Genomic DNA, 14,808 nt, shown 5'->3' with positions numbered 1-14,808 from the left:
AATAAACATCATAAAAACATATCAAACAAGCCAAACCCTAAGATTCAGAATCCACCTCGCAAAATAAACAAGTCTCTCCAGATACACTCCTATCTATTGGCTTATATACCTTAAACTTATATCCCAATCCCAAATCTTCTAAAAATGGCTTAATGCCAAAAAAATCACTTGCTTGATGATAAATGCTTAGCAGCATTGCAGGTTTTTGAGCTTTTATCGTTTCTAATGCGCCTTGCAAAAATGGCATTTCAAAACCCTCAATATCCACTTTGATGAAGCCTACTTTAATGTCATTTTCTTGCACAAAAGAATCCAAAGTTATAACCTCTACCTCTTCGTAATCCTCACTCTTTGCTATTGCCATACTTGAACCCGAACCATATTTGTAAATTTTTAACTTATCAAACTCCGCTCCCAATGCTTTTTTGATTGGAATAATCTTGTCTGTTTTGTTTAGAATGATAGTTTTTAGCATTAAATCATAATTGTCGCTCAAAGCCTCAAAAGAATAAATTTTTGCTTTTGTATATTTTTGCAAAATGAGTGCGCTGTCTCCGATAAAGCCGCCCACATCAATGATATTTTTATCTGCGATTCTATCCCAGTGCTTAATATTTGTCAATCCATGATTGTGCCAAAACACGCTCACCCCAAACTCCACCAAATCCCCTTTGGGCAAAAAGAATCCATTATAAAAATAACAATCTTTAAGGGGGATAATATTAGGATAAAATTCTTGCTCAATTTCTTGCAATACCTCTTTTTCTTCTGAAGTCAGGCGATATATTCTCTTATCTTTCACGCTATAAGACATCTTTAATCTTGCAAGGATTCTATTAACGCATTGAACGCTTTGTTCATCTAAACCAGCGCAAAGCCTCTCTATATTCTCCTTTACATTGTCTTGATAGGTGCTTTTAGCTATATCTTGTGCCATAGGGTGTGAGGCATCAAGAAAATATTTTTTACTTTTACGCCCCCCCCCCCGCACACTTTTACTTAGGAGCATTTCGCTTGTTATATTGATTTTTCCCAAAGGCAAAATTCCAAACAGCCAAGTTGTAGCACTTGGAAAATCGTTTGGTGCATCGGGGTAAGACACAATATACTTAAACACTAAAAGATTTCCTAGATAATACTTATCTTTAATCAATCTTCCACTTTTATCAAAACGCTGATTTCTTTGTTTTAACATCTATTGATCCTTTTTATAAAAATAAAAATCTGCAAATGAAGTGTGATTGGGATTCTTCTCGTTAAATGGATACTTGTTTGGGATAAACCGATAAAGCTTCCATTCTTTAGCATTTTGCTCTATCCAAGCACTAAATTTCCTATGCTTTACATGCGAGTTATATGGTTCTTCTTTGTTTGAAGCGTAAATGCCAACAAAGCAGCTAGAAGACTCAAAAAGATTGTGCATATAGTCTTCAAATACCTCATCTTGAATCAAATGATAAATCACATCAAGAGACAAGCTTAATTCTGCCTCTTTCCCTCTAAAATCATAATCACCCACTACATAAAATTGTTTTGTAGTATCATTTGCAAATTGTTTTACATTGCATTCTATTGCCGTCTTAGATACATCAAGCCCAACATAGTATGGATACTTTGCTAATTTTAGCTGATTACCATCACCACAACCAAACTCCAAAACATTTTGCACACTATGCTCCTTCACAAACGCATTTAAAATCTCTGCTTTAAAAACTGCCAAATTATTATAACTTCCCGCACCAGAAGCACCTATTAATTGCCCCCCCCCCCGCACAGATAAATCGTGCGTTGTAGAATTATTCACATAACTCTTGTAGCGACTCTCCCAATACTCACTAGAATCAAATCTGATTTGCTCTCTTAACTTTGGATAGGCGTCCAAAATGTTCTTTAATAAAATATCATTTTGTTTTTGATTATCATCATAAAGCTGTCCAACTTCACCAAAATCCATAAAACTAGTTTCAATCCTCCTAATATTCCCCTCAACAACATTAATTTTAACATCATTTAAAACCGCCATTGCCCAAAACCAAATATCATCTGCTTTAGGACAAAGTTTCATAAAAACATCTTCTTTTAAAATGTCTTGGTAAAAACAATTCTTAGGATATATAACCCCTCCCGCGCCTGTTAAAAAGTTTAAAAATGTGGGGGTTGTTGTATGGGAATCAATGCAATGCTCCCATTGTATATAAGGATTAAGATTGCCATGTTTATCAAAAGTTATCTTATGTGCCCTATGACAATGGATATAATTTGGATTTTCTTTGTAAGCATTATAGAGTTTGCTAAGCCAATCTCTAGGATATAACACATCATCATCGGCACTAACCAATATGGAATCTGGAAACTCTTTTAAAGCCGGAATTAACTTTTTAAAGGCATATAAATTCTTATCACACCATTTAATTTCCAACCCGCACTTTTTAAGCCCTAAAACCTCCTTCGGTAAATCTTGTTCTAATCTTGGAAACTCTTGCTTACTTAACCACAAAAGAATCTTTTTAGGTTTTAAATCTTGCTGTAATAATGTGATTAAGGTATAGCTAATATACGGGATTCGCTTGGGATATGAGGTTAAACTTATAATTAATTCATTATTTTCATCAACACCGACATTGCCAAACTCTAAAAAATCCTTAATGGATTTGTTAAGTTGATTGTTTAATTTTACTCTCTCTTTTTCTTCTAGCTTCTTTAAAATCCTTTTTCTGATGAAACGAGGGAAAATTCTCAAATTCTTCATGATTTGCCTTTATTTTTTAAAAATGCACAAACCTTATCTTTTTGCGCAAAAAAGAACAGAATTTAATTTTTTGATAAAAAAATCTTGGTTTGAGTTTAAACTTCACATTATACTTATGAATCACTGAATATTCAATGATGTCTAACATCTTTAGAATCTCATCTTGAACTTTTGGATTCCTAGAAAAAGCTCTGAATGTTTTTTTTATAAAATGCCTTGAATAAATACAATCTTTAACAATATATATATATATATTATCTAAGTTATATTGCAAAGATAATTTCAAGCAATCAGATAATCCATGAATCACATCTATAACCTTGCTTTCTGTCCATTCAATATCTTTGTGATACACACGATACACATAAACAGGTCCACAAATCACATAAAATTTTGAAGCTATCGCCATAGCCTTAATAAAAAATGGAGGGTCCTGATATCTTCTATAATTTGGAAAAAAGATGTTATTTTGCATCAAAAAATCTCTCACATAAATAAAACGAGTATATCCATACTCATACTGATAATCTTGATAGCTCAATAATGCCTCTTTATTAAAGAAAAAGGGATCGTTGTGGTGAGATTGTATTACTCCATCTCGTAGCCTCACCAATGAACCGCCACAAATACTTACTTGATTTTCTTTTGCTTTTGTATAAAGTCTCTCCAGAACATCTGAAGAATAATAAAAATCATCTGGGTCCATAAAGGCAACATACTCCCCCTTGGCAGCAAGGATTCCATTGTTTCTAGCACCTCCTGCCCCAATATTGTTTGTATGTGCAATAATTGATAACTTCTCATTGTTTAGAGAATATTGCCTTAAAATACTTAAACTCGAATCTGTCGAGCAATCATCTATCGCAATAATTTCGATTTCTTTTAGGGTTTGATTAACACAAGACTCCAAACATTCTATAAGATATTTTTCTGCATTATAAACCGGTATGATAATAGAAACTTTAATTTGCATTAACATTTTCTCCTTATCTATATAAATTATTTATTTTAAAAGCCAAAGCCACTTCTTAAATATTGCAAACCCAATTTCATTCTTATTTTTCTCCTTAATACAATAAAATATTATGGAGCGAACTATACAGATTATTATGATTAAAATCAATACAAAACTTCACTATCTTATCCGATATATCACCCAAATCCAAATCTTAGTTTTTACGCTTGGATATATCACCATTGGAGTGGGAGTTTTTGACCTTTGGGATTATTTTTGTGTTTGAGTAGTGATAGAAGTTTTCATCATAACTCTCTCGTTTTCCCATCTAATAAACCTTTTCAGCATTTAATTAATTTTTATTGGTTTATATGATAAAGTAACAAGCTTTAAAAGGCTTGGCTTTATGGATATAATAGCTTTTGGCAAGGAAGAAGTTAGATGAAAAATATTTTTATGGTAGTTAAAGACATCTCAAGTGTTGGCGGGATTAATCGGGTAGTGGCAAATCTATGCTATTTATTGGCTAAAGATTATAAAATCACAATTATTAGCTGCACCACCAAAGAAGAATCCCCAGCTTTTGAAATGCCCCCAGAAATCTCTCTTATCCACTTTAGCAAACTTTATGCGGACTTTTCCACCAAAAGCTTTTTAGACAAACTGAAATTTTCCTATCGCTTTAATAAGCTCCTACCTAAAGATTCCCAAAATTTTGTGATTGTTCATCAGCTCTTATTCCCATTTTTTAAAGCTAGGAATACTGCTTATATTCGATTCTATCACGGGAATTTCGAAACAGGTTTTAAAAAATATCTTTACAAGACTCCTTTTTTGCCACCTAGAATTCGCCTTTTTGATACCCTAGTTATTCTAAGCTCTAAACAACTTCACCTATGGGCAAAACTCCATTCAAACATTAAGGTTATTCCGAATTTCGTAAAGGACTTTCCTAAAATCACAACCAATCCTGCACAAAAAGTTGTTTTATTCATGGGAAGATTATCCGAAGAAAAGGGCATTTTTCGATTAATGGATATTTGGTGCTTAGTTACTAAAATCCCCCATTTAAAAGAATGGAAACTTCATATAGTAGGAGATGGGGAATTAAAAGAAATCCTTTACCAAAAAATCCATACTTTAGGGTTAGAAAACTCTATCCTCTTAAAATCCTTTACTAAAAATATCAAAGAGGAATACCTTCAAGCTAGTATTTATGCTCTAAGCAGCCACTATGAAGCTTTTCCTATGGTTCTCTTAGAATCTGGAGCTTATGGGCTACCCTCTGTTGCCTTTGATGTGCCAAATGGTCCAAGTGAAATACTTAAAGACGGAGAGAGTGGATTCCTAATCCCGGATAATAATATAGAAGAATTTGCCACGAAACTCCAACTCTTAATGGAAGATGAGCTTTTAAGAAAAAGACTAGGGGGAAAGGCGCGAGAGAGGATATCTAAGAATTTTACCCAAGAACATATTAAAACTCAATGGAAAGAAATATTATGAAAATTCTCTGTATCACCGATAAACCCTACAATGAACAAGAAGTAACAATTTTAGGTGTGTTTGAAAAATACCTTTTAGAATACGCGCAGGTGCATTGTGCGTATTTTACCAAAGATTCCAAACTCTGCCCCCCAAGCTTTAAGGAGAATCGCTTTATCCTGCCCTATTCTACTAAGCACAGGAAGTTTATCCAAAACCTTATGAATCTAGGAGGGAATCTGCTGGATTATGATTTCATTATCGTGCGCAATTTTTATGGAATCGCAAAACAAATTTTGCCCTTTCATAAACAAATCATTTTTTGGGAGACTTTTCCGCACGACTACCGCCGAATCTATGAGGCAAAAAGAGACAAAAAAGCAATATGGCGCAAAAGTATAGAATATAAAATCAAATATTTTTTGCATAATAGAATCCTTGCAAAATGTATTGCTTATCTCACGATGACGCCACAACTCCAGCAGATTTTCCAGCCCGATTTAAAGATTCCAATCCATTGTATTCCAAGCGGCATTGACTTTGAAAATCTCAATACCACTAAAATCACACAAAATACCGCCAAAATAAACCAGCCTCTCAAACTCATCTATACAGGCTCCATAGACCAAAACCGCGAATTAGCACAAATCATAGAAGCAATCTCTAAAGCACAAGGTGCGTTTGTATTGGATATTTTTAGCCCAAGCAAAAATCCCGAAGTAGAGGCAATCGCCCAAATCGCAACCCAAGACAAACGAATCGTGCTACACCCTCCGCTACCTCTTTTGCAGATGTTGGAAACTTTAAGCACTTACGACATAGGGCTAGGTATTATCCCAAACACCCCGCTTTATAGCGTCTCAAGTCCAATGAAAATTATGGAATACGCAGGAAATGGCGTGATTCCATTGATAAACGATTTACCAGAATACTTGCGGCTTTTTGACGAATCCAATGCGTTTTTTAGCGCACACGATTCTAATGCAATAACAAAAACGATAGAGAGAATCCTGCAAACCCCCAAAGAACAATTAATCGCCAAAAAACAAGTGGTTTTTCAAATCGCAAAAGAAAAAATGGATTACAAGAATATTGCCAAAAATGTCTATGATTTTCTAATTTCACTGCAAAAGGATTCCAAATGAACCAAAAATTAAAAAGATATTTAGCTAAAATTCTTTGCGCTTTTATTCCCATTAAATCTTGGCGCACAAAATTGCGACAAAAAATAGAAAATCGTATCTTTACAATTACGCTTGATAAGGTGGATTCTTACTTGCCAAAGCATAGTGTGAATTCTATCAACGCCTTTTCCAACGAGGACTTCCTCGTCCTAAACTTTGCCAATGCGCAGAATCTTCCTATCACACAAGAGGATTTAAGAATCTCTAATGCTTCTAAGTTTTCCAAACCTTATTTTGTAGAATCCAATCAAGCTTATAGCCTAAATTCTCTAATTAATGAGGGGGGGGGGCAAGATAATCTTAAGGCTGATTCTAGTGTGCGTCATTTGGGATTCTTTAGCTTTGATAAAAACTCCCAAAATCCAAAATCTCCGTTAAATCCTTGGGGTTTTATAAGAGTTAAAAACGAAGCAAGAACGCTTAGGGCAAGTTTAGATTCTATATTACCTGCGATCCAAAGAGGAGTGATTGGCTATAATGATTGCGATGACGGGAGTGAGGAGATTATTTTAGAATTTTGCAAAGATTATCCTAGCTTTATCCCTGTCAAATATCCTTATCAAGTGATTATCAAGAACCCGCCCAAACTAGAAAATAAATTTTATAACTATTGCAATTTTGTGCTGTCTTTTATTCCAAAAGGAGAATGGTTTATCAAGATTGATGTGGATCATATTTATGACGCCAAAAAGCTTTATAAGAGTTTTTACCTCCTCAAGAGCCCAAACGATATGTTAGCCCTTTCAAGGATGGATATTTTTGTTAAAGAAGCTGAAATCTATCTTGGGCTTAATAGATGTGGAGTTTATCATAGGGCTGGGGACCAGATTGTGAGATTTCACGATGATAATTTTAAGTATTATGAATGGATTGTTGGAACAAATATCACAAAATGGAGACAACAAGTGATAGAAGGGAAGCCAACTAGAGATCAACTTGATGCTATGGCAAACGGCTATGATTCCTATGAAGCCAAGATAGATGACTCCTACCACAAGGTCTATCGCTCTGAATTTTGCAATCATCATTTCGCATGGGTAAAAAAACACAGAAACTATATACCAAAGAATCGTATTGCATTAGAGGACTTCCAAGATGAAGCTATTGGCACAGAAATAGACCCAAAACTGCTAGATAAAGACTATATTCTTAAGCTTTACAGCAGGTTTGACTTGACAAAATAGCATTACGCTACAACTTAAAGCCATAAATTGCTGCAGCCCCAAGGGGGCTTCGCAATAACGAGTGGCGGAATCCAATTCATACAAAATTATGGTTACCATCGCCTTTTACAAAAGCTTCGCAGCAATAGACACAATGCGCATAGAATCCTAATACACCCGATACATCACCCGTATCCGAATCTTAGTTTTGACGCTCGGATATGGATAGTCTTTATAAGCGATTCTAATCGTGTGCATACTATTTTCATCTAGCAGCCTAAATCCGCTAGGCGTGAGGAGTTTAAGGTCGGATATGTCGCCATTTGGGTGGAGATAAAACTCCACGATATTATCCCCTTGTTGCCCCATTTTACCAGCGATTTGCGGATATTTCAAATATCTTTGCGTAACCCTCCCGATTCCGCTTAAATTATCCTTGATAAACTTCCTTTGTTCCGCATCAAGAGAACCAAACTCCTCACCATAAAGGTCTTTTATATCTTGATTAGACATATCTTTGCCAAAATCATAGATTGAGGGCGTTTGTGGTGCGTTTTGCATACTTGTTGGCGGTCTTGCTAAGCTTTGCACTAGAGATTCGCTTCCACTCTTAGGTGTGGATTGTGGGACACGTTTGGGTTGCGATTTGGGTTTTTGATTTGTGGATTTTGGGGTGGGAGTTTTTGGCTTTTGGGATTGTTTTTGTGTTTTTGGGGCTTCTTGCGTCAAAGCAGATTCCGATTTCTCTTGTGGTGGCGTTTGTTCGCGCACGCTTCCTTGAGCATTTGCGCCGCTATTTTCTTTGTCGCTTATCTCCCCGCCTTGTGAGAATCTAAAATGCTTCAGACTCACACGCTCACCATCACTGCGCCCCATATGCGGAGGGTGGTAAAACTTATCGGAACGAAACTCCCACAACACAAGCATAAGCAGAATCGCATGGATTGTCAAAGACAACAACAGCGCGACAAAACTATTTTGTTTCACTTGGCAACTCTTGTTCCAATAATTCCTTAAACGCTTCTTGGTTTTGCTGGGATTCCTTTCTTGCATTAGATTGGGCTTTCATAGCGGATTCTGCTCCTAAACTATACGAATCCACTAATTTCGCACCATTGGGGCTGATAATCACCAAATACCGCTTATCATAAGCTTCAAACACGACAAGCTTACTATTGAGTCCCAAAGCGACGATAGATTCCACTTGCACAGCACTTTGTGGATTCTTTTTGTCAAACAATGCACCCAATGCACTTGCCTTATTTAATTTAACTTGCGGGTTATTAAGGCGCGTCTTGATAATCCACAAAAACATCAAAAGCCCAACAAGGAGCAAAATCACACCAAGATATTGCAACATATTCATACTATCAAGCGGGGATTTCCCGGTTTCAAACGCAAATTCTTGCAAACTAGAATCCGACTTTCTCCCCAAAAGCTCTGGAGCATTAATGCTTTCTGAATGCAACTTTTCTTGATTTGTGTTTGCCTCTAGGATTCCACCTAGCCAAAACGCATTCAAGCACAAGGCGCACAAAAGTGCAAAAACCACCCTCATACCGTGCCGATACTCTCTCTTGTCAGATAATAAACAATCGCATTAGAATCTAGGATTTCATTCACACGAATCGCTAGATTCTTCTCATACACCATCACTTCACCCTTGCCGATAATCCGCCCATTGATATAGATTTCCACACTCTCCCCTGCGGGTTTTTGCAAATCAATAATAGAACCTTTTTCAAAGCGTAAAATATCCAATAAAGGCACTTTTGTAGAGCCAAGCTCGGATTTGAAAATCACCCCCATATCCAAAAGTCCGCTGTAATTATTCATAATCCCGTCTAAATATCGCGCTAAGTCCTCTTGTTTGGGTGCTTGAATCTTCGCTAGTGTAAATTCATCTGCTGGCATTTTTCCCTCTATCTATGCAAAAATAACGAGCATGGTGCGCCTTCAAGCGTGAAATCCAAGTGATTGTATTGTCTATCTTGAAACTCGCCATAGCCAAATACTCGTGGTGTTTTGATGTTAAAACTTTTCCCCTCTTTAATCGCAAGCACTTTCCCAAGCCCAATCGTCAAGTTGGCTAATTCTTGAGAAAGATCCCGAAAAGTCAAGTCGTCTTGCGCGTCTTCTCCAAATAATCCAAAGGATAAAATATTCAAAAACTCCTTAGAGCTTACAAAAGTAACCGTTCCTTTGGTGTCGTCCTCAAAGATAAGGTCAATGCTAGAGAGATAGCCATTTGTGAGCTTATCATTACAACGCATTGGCGTTTTTTCAAGCGTATCTTGTATGGCTTGAATAAATGCCTTTTCAATGATTCCTTTCATAAAGTGCCTTAAATTTTAAGTTATACAAAATTCATAAAAAATCATTATAGCCAAATTTTATTTATCTTTGCTGTAAATTATGTTTTTTATTGTGATTTTTTATTGGATTCGTTTAGTTTTGAATCCACTTTGTATTTGTGTTGCCTACTCTACATGCGTCTTTGTAGATCCGCTATCATTGCAAACAAGCGTCTGCGAGTGTGGCGTGCAATTTGTGAAACAAATTTCACCCGCTTCAGCGCAAATCTACGCTTTTGAATCTCGCCATTGTAGAATCCTCTTAGCGGCACTTAAAGCCATTTGGGGTTTGCAGTGAAGCTTACGAGTAGCCAAATTTTATAACTTGGTATCTCCAAAGATTGTTCAATTTTGTTGCGGATAATATCCATTTCTCCCACGCTCATTTTGGCATTAGAATCCGTTATTAGGAGATTAACTTCAATCATAAAAAATCGCCCACTTTTGGCGACATGCGTATCATAGTCTTCAAACCCATATTCCACACTTATAGATTCCATAACCTCCGTGATTTTATTATCTAACTCTTGAGGAGCAATCATCATCAAATCTTTGAGATTCGCGAGGAAAATCCGCACAGGCGTCCAAGCCAAAAACAAGCTCAAAAGCACGAGTAGAATCGGGTCGATATAATGTGTCCATAGGCTTTGCTGTTCTCTATCCCACCATACAATCGCACCAAACGCAACCAACGCCCCAAAATAAAGCACACAATCAATCTTCCATTCCACATTATCCACCCCAATAAATTCAGAATCCAACCGCTTAGCAAAAAAGCGAGTAAAAACAAAAACAACCAAACACAATATAAAAGCACAAAGCGTATAAAGCACCGCGCCATCAATTTGAAGCGTGTAGCCTCCATTTAAAATATCTTCCACTCCACCAATCAAAGCATAAACGCAGACGATGATAAGAATCAGACTTTTAAAAAGATTCACCATAGGTTCAAAGCGCACATAGCCGTATTGAAACACATCATCGTCTTCACGATAGACAAAGCGCGAAGTTATCACACTCAAAAGCCCCAAACCTACCGACACTAAGGCAACGATTCCATCAAACACAATCGCGGAACTTTTAAAGCTTAACCCAAAAGCGATTCCTAAAATCGCCAAAAGAAGCGCACTATACATAGAAACCTTTAGCACAAATTGCTCTTGTTTGTTGTTTGCCAACATAGGTTGCGCGACTTGCAAGGGTTGCGGGGAATTTTGGCGCACTTTTTTGCCATAATTTTCTGTGGGGATTTGTAATTTCATTTAAAGAAGCCTCAAGTTTTGGAAAAATTATAACGCATTTTTGCGATTTTTGCTTTTTATTTGCACTTTTGGGATTCCGCATAAACTCCATCGTATCACTACTGCGTCATTGCGAGGAATACAATGCAGTTCGTGGCACACACCCGCCAAGCAGAATCCTTTAAGGAGAGATTCCAACCAAAAAACTTAAAGATAATTTTAAAGACATTTTAATTAAAATTTGGCTTTTCAAACTTCACAATAAAGGAATAAAAATGCTAAAAGTTTCTACGCTTTTATCGGCTTCAGTTTTGTTGCTCACATTTGGCGCATTTGCCGGTTGTGGGTCTGATTCTAAAGATTCTGCGGAATCTCAAGTTAATTCCACTTCATCAAGTGCTGCCCTAGCGATTTTTGCAAATCAAAATGGCAAGATTGACATTGCTGGTGGCACAGCTCATATCCCCGTGATGAAAAAGGCTGCCGAAGCAATTATGGCGTCTAATCCAAATATTACGATTACGATTACAGGAGGTGGCACAGGTGCGGGAATCACAAAAGTCGGTGAGGGTTTGGCGGATATTGGTAACACAGGACGCGCACTCAAACCACAAGAAATTGAAAAATACCATCTCATTTCTTTCCCTTTTGCGGTTGATGGCGTGGCGATTGCTGTGCATAAAGAAAATTCTCTCTCTAATCTCACCAAGGAACAAGCAAGTCAAATATTCAGCGGCGCGGTTAAAAATTGGAGTGAGCTAGGCGGTAGTGAGGGCGCAATCAATCTTTATGTGCGAGAAGATGGCAGTGGCACACGCGACACCTTTGAATCCAAAGGCTTAAACAAAGACACAGAGATTCCACAATCTGCGAATGTCGTAAGCTCCAATGGAGCGATGAAGATTGCGATTGCTCAAGATAAAAACGCAATTGGTTATGTCGGAATCGGGCATTTAGATGATAGCATTAAAGGAATCTCTTTTGAAGGGGTAGAGCCAAATCAAGAGAAAACCAAAGAGGGTGCTTACGCTATCAGCAGACTTTTATATATGAATACCAAAGGGCAACCACAAGGACTTACGAAGCTTTTTGTCGATTATATTTACTCTGAAGATGGCGCGGAGTTTATCGAACAATCAGGATATATTCCACTTCCCAAATGAGATTGGTTGCGACTTTAGCGACAATCATTGCTTTAAGCGGTATTTGCCTACTCTTTATCGTGATTGGTGGATTTGGGCTGCAAACGCTTGCGTCCAATCCTAGCTTAACCTTGCATTTTGGTTGGAACCCCAAAGCGAATGAATTTGGGGTTTTGACAATGCTTGCTAACTCCCTCACGCTAAGCTTTAGCACACTGCTTGTCGCATTTCCATTAGCATTGGGTGTTGCAAGTTTTTTGATTTTACCCCCAAAATCCAAAATCAACAAAATTTTGCAAGGCTATTTAAGCTTTCTCGTGCGTTTAATGGGTTCTATTCCCACCGTGCTTTATGCTTTTGGCGCATTATTTTTGCTTGTGCCACTTTTACGAGAGGCTTTTGGCGGAAGTGGGCGGAATCTCCTTGCGTGTATTTGCGTTTTGAGTTTTGTGATTCTACCGACAATGATTTTATTGTTAGAATCCGGGCTTAAAAAACCTTTTATGCACCAATATTTCAATGGACTAGCACTTGGAATGCACAGCTTTGAAACACTAATTTTTGTCGTAATTCCAAAGGCAAAAAGCGTGTTGATTGGGGCGTTTTTGCTCGGATTTGGACGCGCGTTTGGCGATACGATGATTGCACTTATGCTTTCTTCTAATGCGCTGATTTTTGCGACTTCGCTTTTTGAACCCTTGCGCGTTTTGAGTGCGCACATTGCGTTAATTACCGCTAACGAATCTATCGGGAACGCCTACAACGCACTTTTTATTTCTGGATTTTTGCTGATTCTCATCAATGCATTTTTGGCTTTGATTGCGCGTGGGATCCTGCATAGAAACTCCCAAAATCTCTAGGATTCTACAATGAAGCGCAACATGGCAAGATTTCTTTATCTCTTAAGCATTTTAGGTTCAGTGTTTGTGGGTTTGGTGGTTTTATCTTTGTTGCTTTGGGTGCTTTGGCGCGGAATCTCTGTATTGGATTTGAAGTTGTTTTTTGGCAACACCTCACCTTTGGGCGCGATTTTGGGCAAAGTTGCAGTGTTTCATGGAATCTTTCCTGCGCTTATTGGCACTTTTTGGCTTGTGATTTTAAGCCTTTTGCTCGCAGTTGCACCGGGCATTGGCTGTGGAATCTACCTCAGCTTTTATGCTTCTCCTTTCCAAAAATGGCTTTTAGGGGCGATGGTGGATATTCTTGCAGGGATTCCAAGCGTGATTATGGGCTTGTTTGGATTCTTAAGTATTTTGTGGCTTAAAAACCACTTTTTACCCCAAGCGAATAGTTGTCTTTTGCTTGCTGCGTGTTGTCTTGCATTGCTTGTCTTGCCGACATTGATTACAACCACAAAAGAATCCCTTTTGTCTGTGCCACAAGACTTAATGCTAAATGCTCGTGCACTTGGAATCCCAAAAGGCGCGGTTCTATGGTATTTACTACTTCCACAAGCGCGTAATGGAATCTTAAGCGGGGCGATTTTAGCACTCGGTCGCGTAGCAGAAGATACGGCAGTTGTAATGTTTGTCGGTGCAGTGGCAAATGCAGGTTTGCCCAATGGGCTTTTTGGTAGATTTGAATCGCTTTCGTTTTATATTTATTACAACTCCCAAAACTACCAAACGCAACTAGAACTACAAAATGCAATGGGTGCGAGTTTGGTTTTGCTTTGTCTGTGTGGCGTTTTGTTGCTTTTTGGAATGGTTTTGAAAAGAATCTCAAAAAGGAAATTCAATGTCTGTAAGTCTCAAAATTAAAAATCTAGGCGTTGCTTTTGGAGGGAAGCAAATTTTCTCCAAACTCAACTTAGAGATTCAACAACGCGGAATCTTCACGCTTTTAGGAGCTTCCGGCTGTGGCAAAAGCACTTTTTTGCGCTGTTTGAATCGTCTTTGTGAAGAAATGGGCGGGGAAGTTTTTGGCGAGATTTATGCGAATTTGGATTCTAACCAAATGATAAACATTAAAGAGATTCCATTGGAGGTTTTGCGCAAAAATATCGGAATGCTTTTCCAATCCCCGCAACCTTTTAATCTAAGCATTGAAAAAAACCTAAGCTTACCCCTTTCTTTGCTTACAAAACTAGACAAACACGCAATTGAACAAAAAATTTGTGAATCCTTAATGCAAGTGGGACTTTGGGATTCTTTAAAAAACCGCCTAAAAGAAAATGCCTTGCGCCTCTCTGGCGGTGAGCAACAAAGGTTGCTTTTGGCCAGAATCCTAAGCTTAGAGCCAAAAATCCTAACGCTTGATGAGCCAACAAGCGCGTTGGATTTGCGCTCCCAAAGGGTGATTGAAGAGCTTTTAGTAGAGATTGGACGCACACACACTTTAGTGATGATTTCACACAATATTGACCAAGCCTTAAGAATCGCGGATTCTCTAGCAATTATGCAAACCAAAAATGGCACATGCCAAATCCTAGAAATGCCAAAAAATAAGAAGGCTTTGGAAGCTGCTTTGGAACAAGTGCAGTAGTCTTGCAAGGATTCTACCTTGCACTTTGCTATGCGTCATTGCGAGACGCAC

At 37.7% G+C, this 14,808-nt stretch carries 16 protein-coding genes and 1 pseudogene; 8 read left to right on the top strand and 9 right to left on the bottom strand.

Going from position 1 to position 14,808, the window contains the following annotated elements; all coding sequences use genetic code 11:
* Positions 1 to 37 precede the first annotated feature (37 nt).
* From LS69_RS06420 to LS69_RS06410, 3 genes are read right to left on the bottom strand one after another with little or no spacing between them, the layout of a single operon-like run.
* The gene (locus tag LS69_RS06420; protein WP_238699212.1) at positions 38 to 1,195 is read right to left on the bottom strand and encodes an FkbM family methyltransferase; all 1,158 of its coding nucleotides are present in this window, start codon (positions 1,193 to 1,195) and stop codon (positions 38 to 40) included.
* Positions 1,196 to 2,749 carry a class I SAM-dependent methyltransferase gene (locus LS69_RS10850; protein WP_238699209.1) on the bottom strand — a complete coding sequence of 518 codons (1,554 nt, stop codon included), beginning with the start codon at positions 2,747 to 2,749 and terminating at the stop codon, positions 1,196 to 1,198. It abuts the gene before it with no gap.
* A 16-nt stretch (positions 2,750 to 2,765) separates the two neighbouring features.
* Positions 2,766 to 3,722 carry a glycosyltransferase family 2 protein gene (locus tag LS69_RS06410; RefSeq protein WP_194145447.1) on the bottom strand — a complete coding sequence of 319 codons (957 nt, stop codon included), beginning with the start codon at positions 3,720 to 3,722 and terminating at the stop codon, positions 2,766 to 2,768.
* Between the two features lie 423 nt (positions 3,723 to 4,145).
* On the opposite strand from LS69_RS06410, the gene LS69_RS06405 reads away from it, so the two are divergent.
* The 4 genes and pseudogenes from LS69_RS06405 to LS69_RS06395 all read left to right on the top strand — a co-directional run bounded on the left by LS69_RS06405 (position 4,146) and on the right by LS69_RS06395 (position 7,557).
* Positions 4,146 to 5,210, top strand: a complete 1,065-nt coding sequence (locus LS69_RS06405; RefSeq protein ID WP_138123308.1) for a glycosyltransferase family 4 protein — start codon at positions 4,146 to 4,148, stop codon at positions 5,208 to 5,210.
* Complete coding sequence (locus tag LS69_RS06400; protein WP_138123306.1) at positions 5,207 to 6,334, top strand: glycosyltransferase family 4 protein; 1,128 nt, start codon at positions 5,207 to 5,209, stop codon at positions 6,332 to 6,334. The genes LS69_RS06405 and LS69_RS06400 overlap by 4 nt, the downstream gene beginning before the upstream one ends.
* Positions 6,331 to 6,522 (top strand): annotated as a pseudogene (locus LS69_RS11155) (hypothetical protein); the annotation flags it as partial. The gene LS69_RS06400 and the pseudogene LS69_RS11155, both read left to right, overlap by 4 nt.
* A 123-nt stretch (positions 6,523 to 6,645) precedes the next feature.
* The gene (locus tag LS69_RS06395) at positions 6,646 to 7,557 is read left to right on the top strand and encodes a beta-1,4-N-acetylgalactosaminyltransferase (RefSeq protein ID WP_342747945.1); all 912 of its coding nucleotides are present in this window, start codon (positions 6,646 to 6,648) and stop codon (positions 7,555 to 7,557) included.
* Between the two features lie 147 nt (positions 7,558 to 7,704).
* On the opposite strand, the gene LS69_RS06390 is transcribed toward LS69_RS06395, so the two are convergent.
* The 6 genes from LS69_RS06390 to LS69_RS11100 all read right to left on the bottom strand — a co-directional run bounded on the left by LS69_RS06390 (position 7,705) and on the right by LS69_RS11100 (position 11,302).
* Positions 7,705 to 8,523 (bottom strand): energy transducer TonB, encoded by an 819-nt coding sequence (locus LS69_RS06390; protein WP_238699207.1) that lies wholly within the window; start codon positions 8,521 to 8,523, stop codon positions 7,705 to 7,707.
* A complete protein-coding gene (locus LS69_RS06385; RefSeq protein WP_138123300.1) occupies positions 8,510 to 9,094 on the bottom strand; it encodes a hypothetical protein in 585 nt (194 codons plus the stop codon). The genes LS69_RS06390 and LS69_RS06385 overlap by 14 nt, the downstream gene beginning before the upstream one ends.
* On the bottom strand, positions 9,091 to 9,450 hold the full coding sequence (fliN, locus tag LS69_RS06380; RefSeq protein ID WP_138123298.1) for a flagellar motor switch protein FliN: 360 nt from the start codon (positions 9,448 to 9,450) through the stop codon (positions 9,091 to 9,093). The genes LS69_RS06385 and fliN overlap by 4 nt, the downstream gene beginning before the upstream one ends.
* An 8-nt stretch (positions 9,451 to 9,458) precedes the next feature.
* Positions 9,459 to 9,872, bottom strand: a complete 414-nt coding sequence (locus LS69_RS06375) for a hypothetical protein (protein WP_138123296.1) — start codon at positions 9,870 to 9,872, stop codon at positions 9,459 to 9,461.
* A gap of 290 nt (positions 9,873 to 10,162) precedes the next feature.
* Positions 10,163 to 11,152, bottom strand: a complete 990-nt coding sequence (locus LS69_RS06370; RefSeq protein ID WP_138123294.1) for a cation transporter — start codon at positions 11,150 to 11,152, stop codon at positions 10,163 to 10,165.
* 27 nt (positions 11,153 to 11,179) lie between these two features.
* Positions 11,180 to 11,302 (bottom strand): hypothetical protein, encoded by a 123-nt coding sequence (locus LS69_RS11100; RefSeq protein WP_275050965.1) that lies wholly within the window; start codon positions 11,300 to 11,302, stop codon positions 11,180 to 11,182.
* A gap of 104 nt (positions 11,303 to 11,406) precedes the next feature.
* On the opposite strand from LS69_RS11100, the gene LS69_RS06365 reads away from it, so the two are divergent.
* From LS69_RS06365 to LS69_RS06350, 4 genes are read left to right on the top strand one after another with little or no spacing between them, the layout of a single operon-like run.
* Entirely contained in the window at positions 11,407 to 12,294 is an 888-nt protein-coding gene (locus LS69_RS06365; protein WP_138123292.1) for a phosphate ABC transporter substrate-binding protein, read from the top strand.
* Between the two features lie 2 nt (positions 12,295 to 12,296).
* Positions 12,297 to 13,133, top strand: a complete 837-nt coding sequence (locus LS69_RS06360) for an ABC transporter permease subunit (protein WP_194145446.1) — start codon at positions 12,297 to 12,299, stop codon at positions 13,131 to 13,133.
* Between the two features lie 9 nt (positions 13,134 to 13,142).
* The gene (locus LS69_RS06355) at positions 13,143 to 14,033 is read left to right on the top strand and encodes an ABC transporter permease subunit (protein WP_138123288.1); all 891 of its coding nucleotides are present in this window, start codon (positions 13,143 to 13,145) and stop codon (positions 14,031 to 14,033) included.
* Entirely contained in the window at positions 14,011 to 14,757 is a 747-nt protein-coding gene (locus tag LS69_RS06350; protein WP_138123286.1) for a phosphate ABC transporter ATP-binding protein, read from the top strand. The genes LS69_RS06355 and LS69_RS06350 overlap by 23 nt, the downstream gene beginning before the upstream one ends.
* The last annotated feature ends 51 nt before the right edge of the window (positions 14,758 to 14,808 follow it).

It is taken from the genome of Helicobacter sp. MIT 05-5294, assembly GCF_000765675.1.
In the GTDB taxonomy this organism is placed as follows: domain Bacteria; phylum Campylobacterota; class Campylobacteria; order Campylobacterales; family Helicobacteraceae; genus Helicobacter_D.
This window is presented reverse-complemented; position numbering and strand designations above follow the sequence as displayed.

What these genes read in the sequence shown, in the direction of transcription:
- LS69_RS06420 (WP_238699212.1), bottom strand. Translation starts at nt 1,195, where the DNA reads ATGTTAAAACAAAGAAATCAGCGTTTTGATAAAAGTGGAAGATTGATT.
- LS69_RS10850 (WP_238699209.1), bottom strand. Translation starts at nt 2,749, where the DNA reads ATGAAGAATTTGAGAATTTTCCCTCGTTTCATCAGAAAAAGGATTTTA.
- LS69_RS06410 (WP_194145447.1), bottom strand. Translation starts at nt 3,722, where the DNA reads ATGCAAATTAAAGTTTCTATTATCATACCGGTTTATAATGCAGAAAAA.
- LS69_RS06405 (WP_138123308.1), top strand. Translation starts at nt 4,146, where the DNA reads ATGAAAAATATTTTTATGGTAGTTAAAGACATCTCAAGTGTTGGCGGG.
- LS69_RS06400 (WP_138123306.1), top strand. Translation starts at nt 5,207, where the DNA reads ATGAAAATTCTCTGTATCACCGATAAACCCTACAATGAACAAGAAGTA.
- LS69_RS06385 (WP_138123300.1), bottom strand. Translation starts at nt 9,094, where the DNA reads ATGAGGGTGGTTTTTGCACTTTTGTGCGCCTTGTGCTTGAATGCGTTT.
- fliN (WP_138123298.1), bottom strand. Translation starts at nt 9,450, where the DNA reads ATGCCAGCAGATGAATTTACACTAGCGAAGATTCAAGCACCCAAACAA.
- LS69_RS06375 (WP_138123296.1), bottom strand. Translation starts at nt 9,872, where the DNA reads ATGAAAGGAATCATTGAAAAGGCATTTATTCAAGCCATACAAGATACG.
- LS69_RS06370 (WP_138123294.1), bottom strand. Translation starts at nt 11,152, where the DNA reads ATGAAATTACAAATCCCCACAGAAAATTATGGCAAAAAAGTGCGCCAA.
- LS69_RS06365 (WP_138123292.1), top strand. Translation starts at nt 11,407, where the DNA reads ATGCTAAAAGTTTCTACGCTTTTATCGGCTTCAGTTTTGTTGCTCACA.
- LS69_RS06355 (WP_138123288.1), top strand. Translation starts at nt 13,143, where the DNA reads ATGAAGCGCAACATGGCAAGATTTCTTTATCTCTTAAGCATTTTAGGT.
- LS69_RS06350 (WP_138123286.1), top strand. Translation starts at nt 14,011, where the DNA reads ATGTCTGTAAGTCTCAAAATTAAAAATCTAGGCGTTGCTTTTGGAGGG.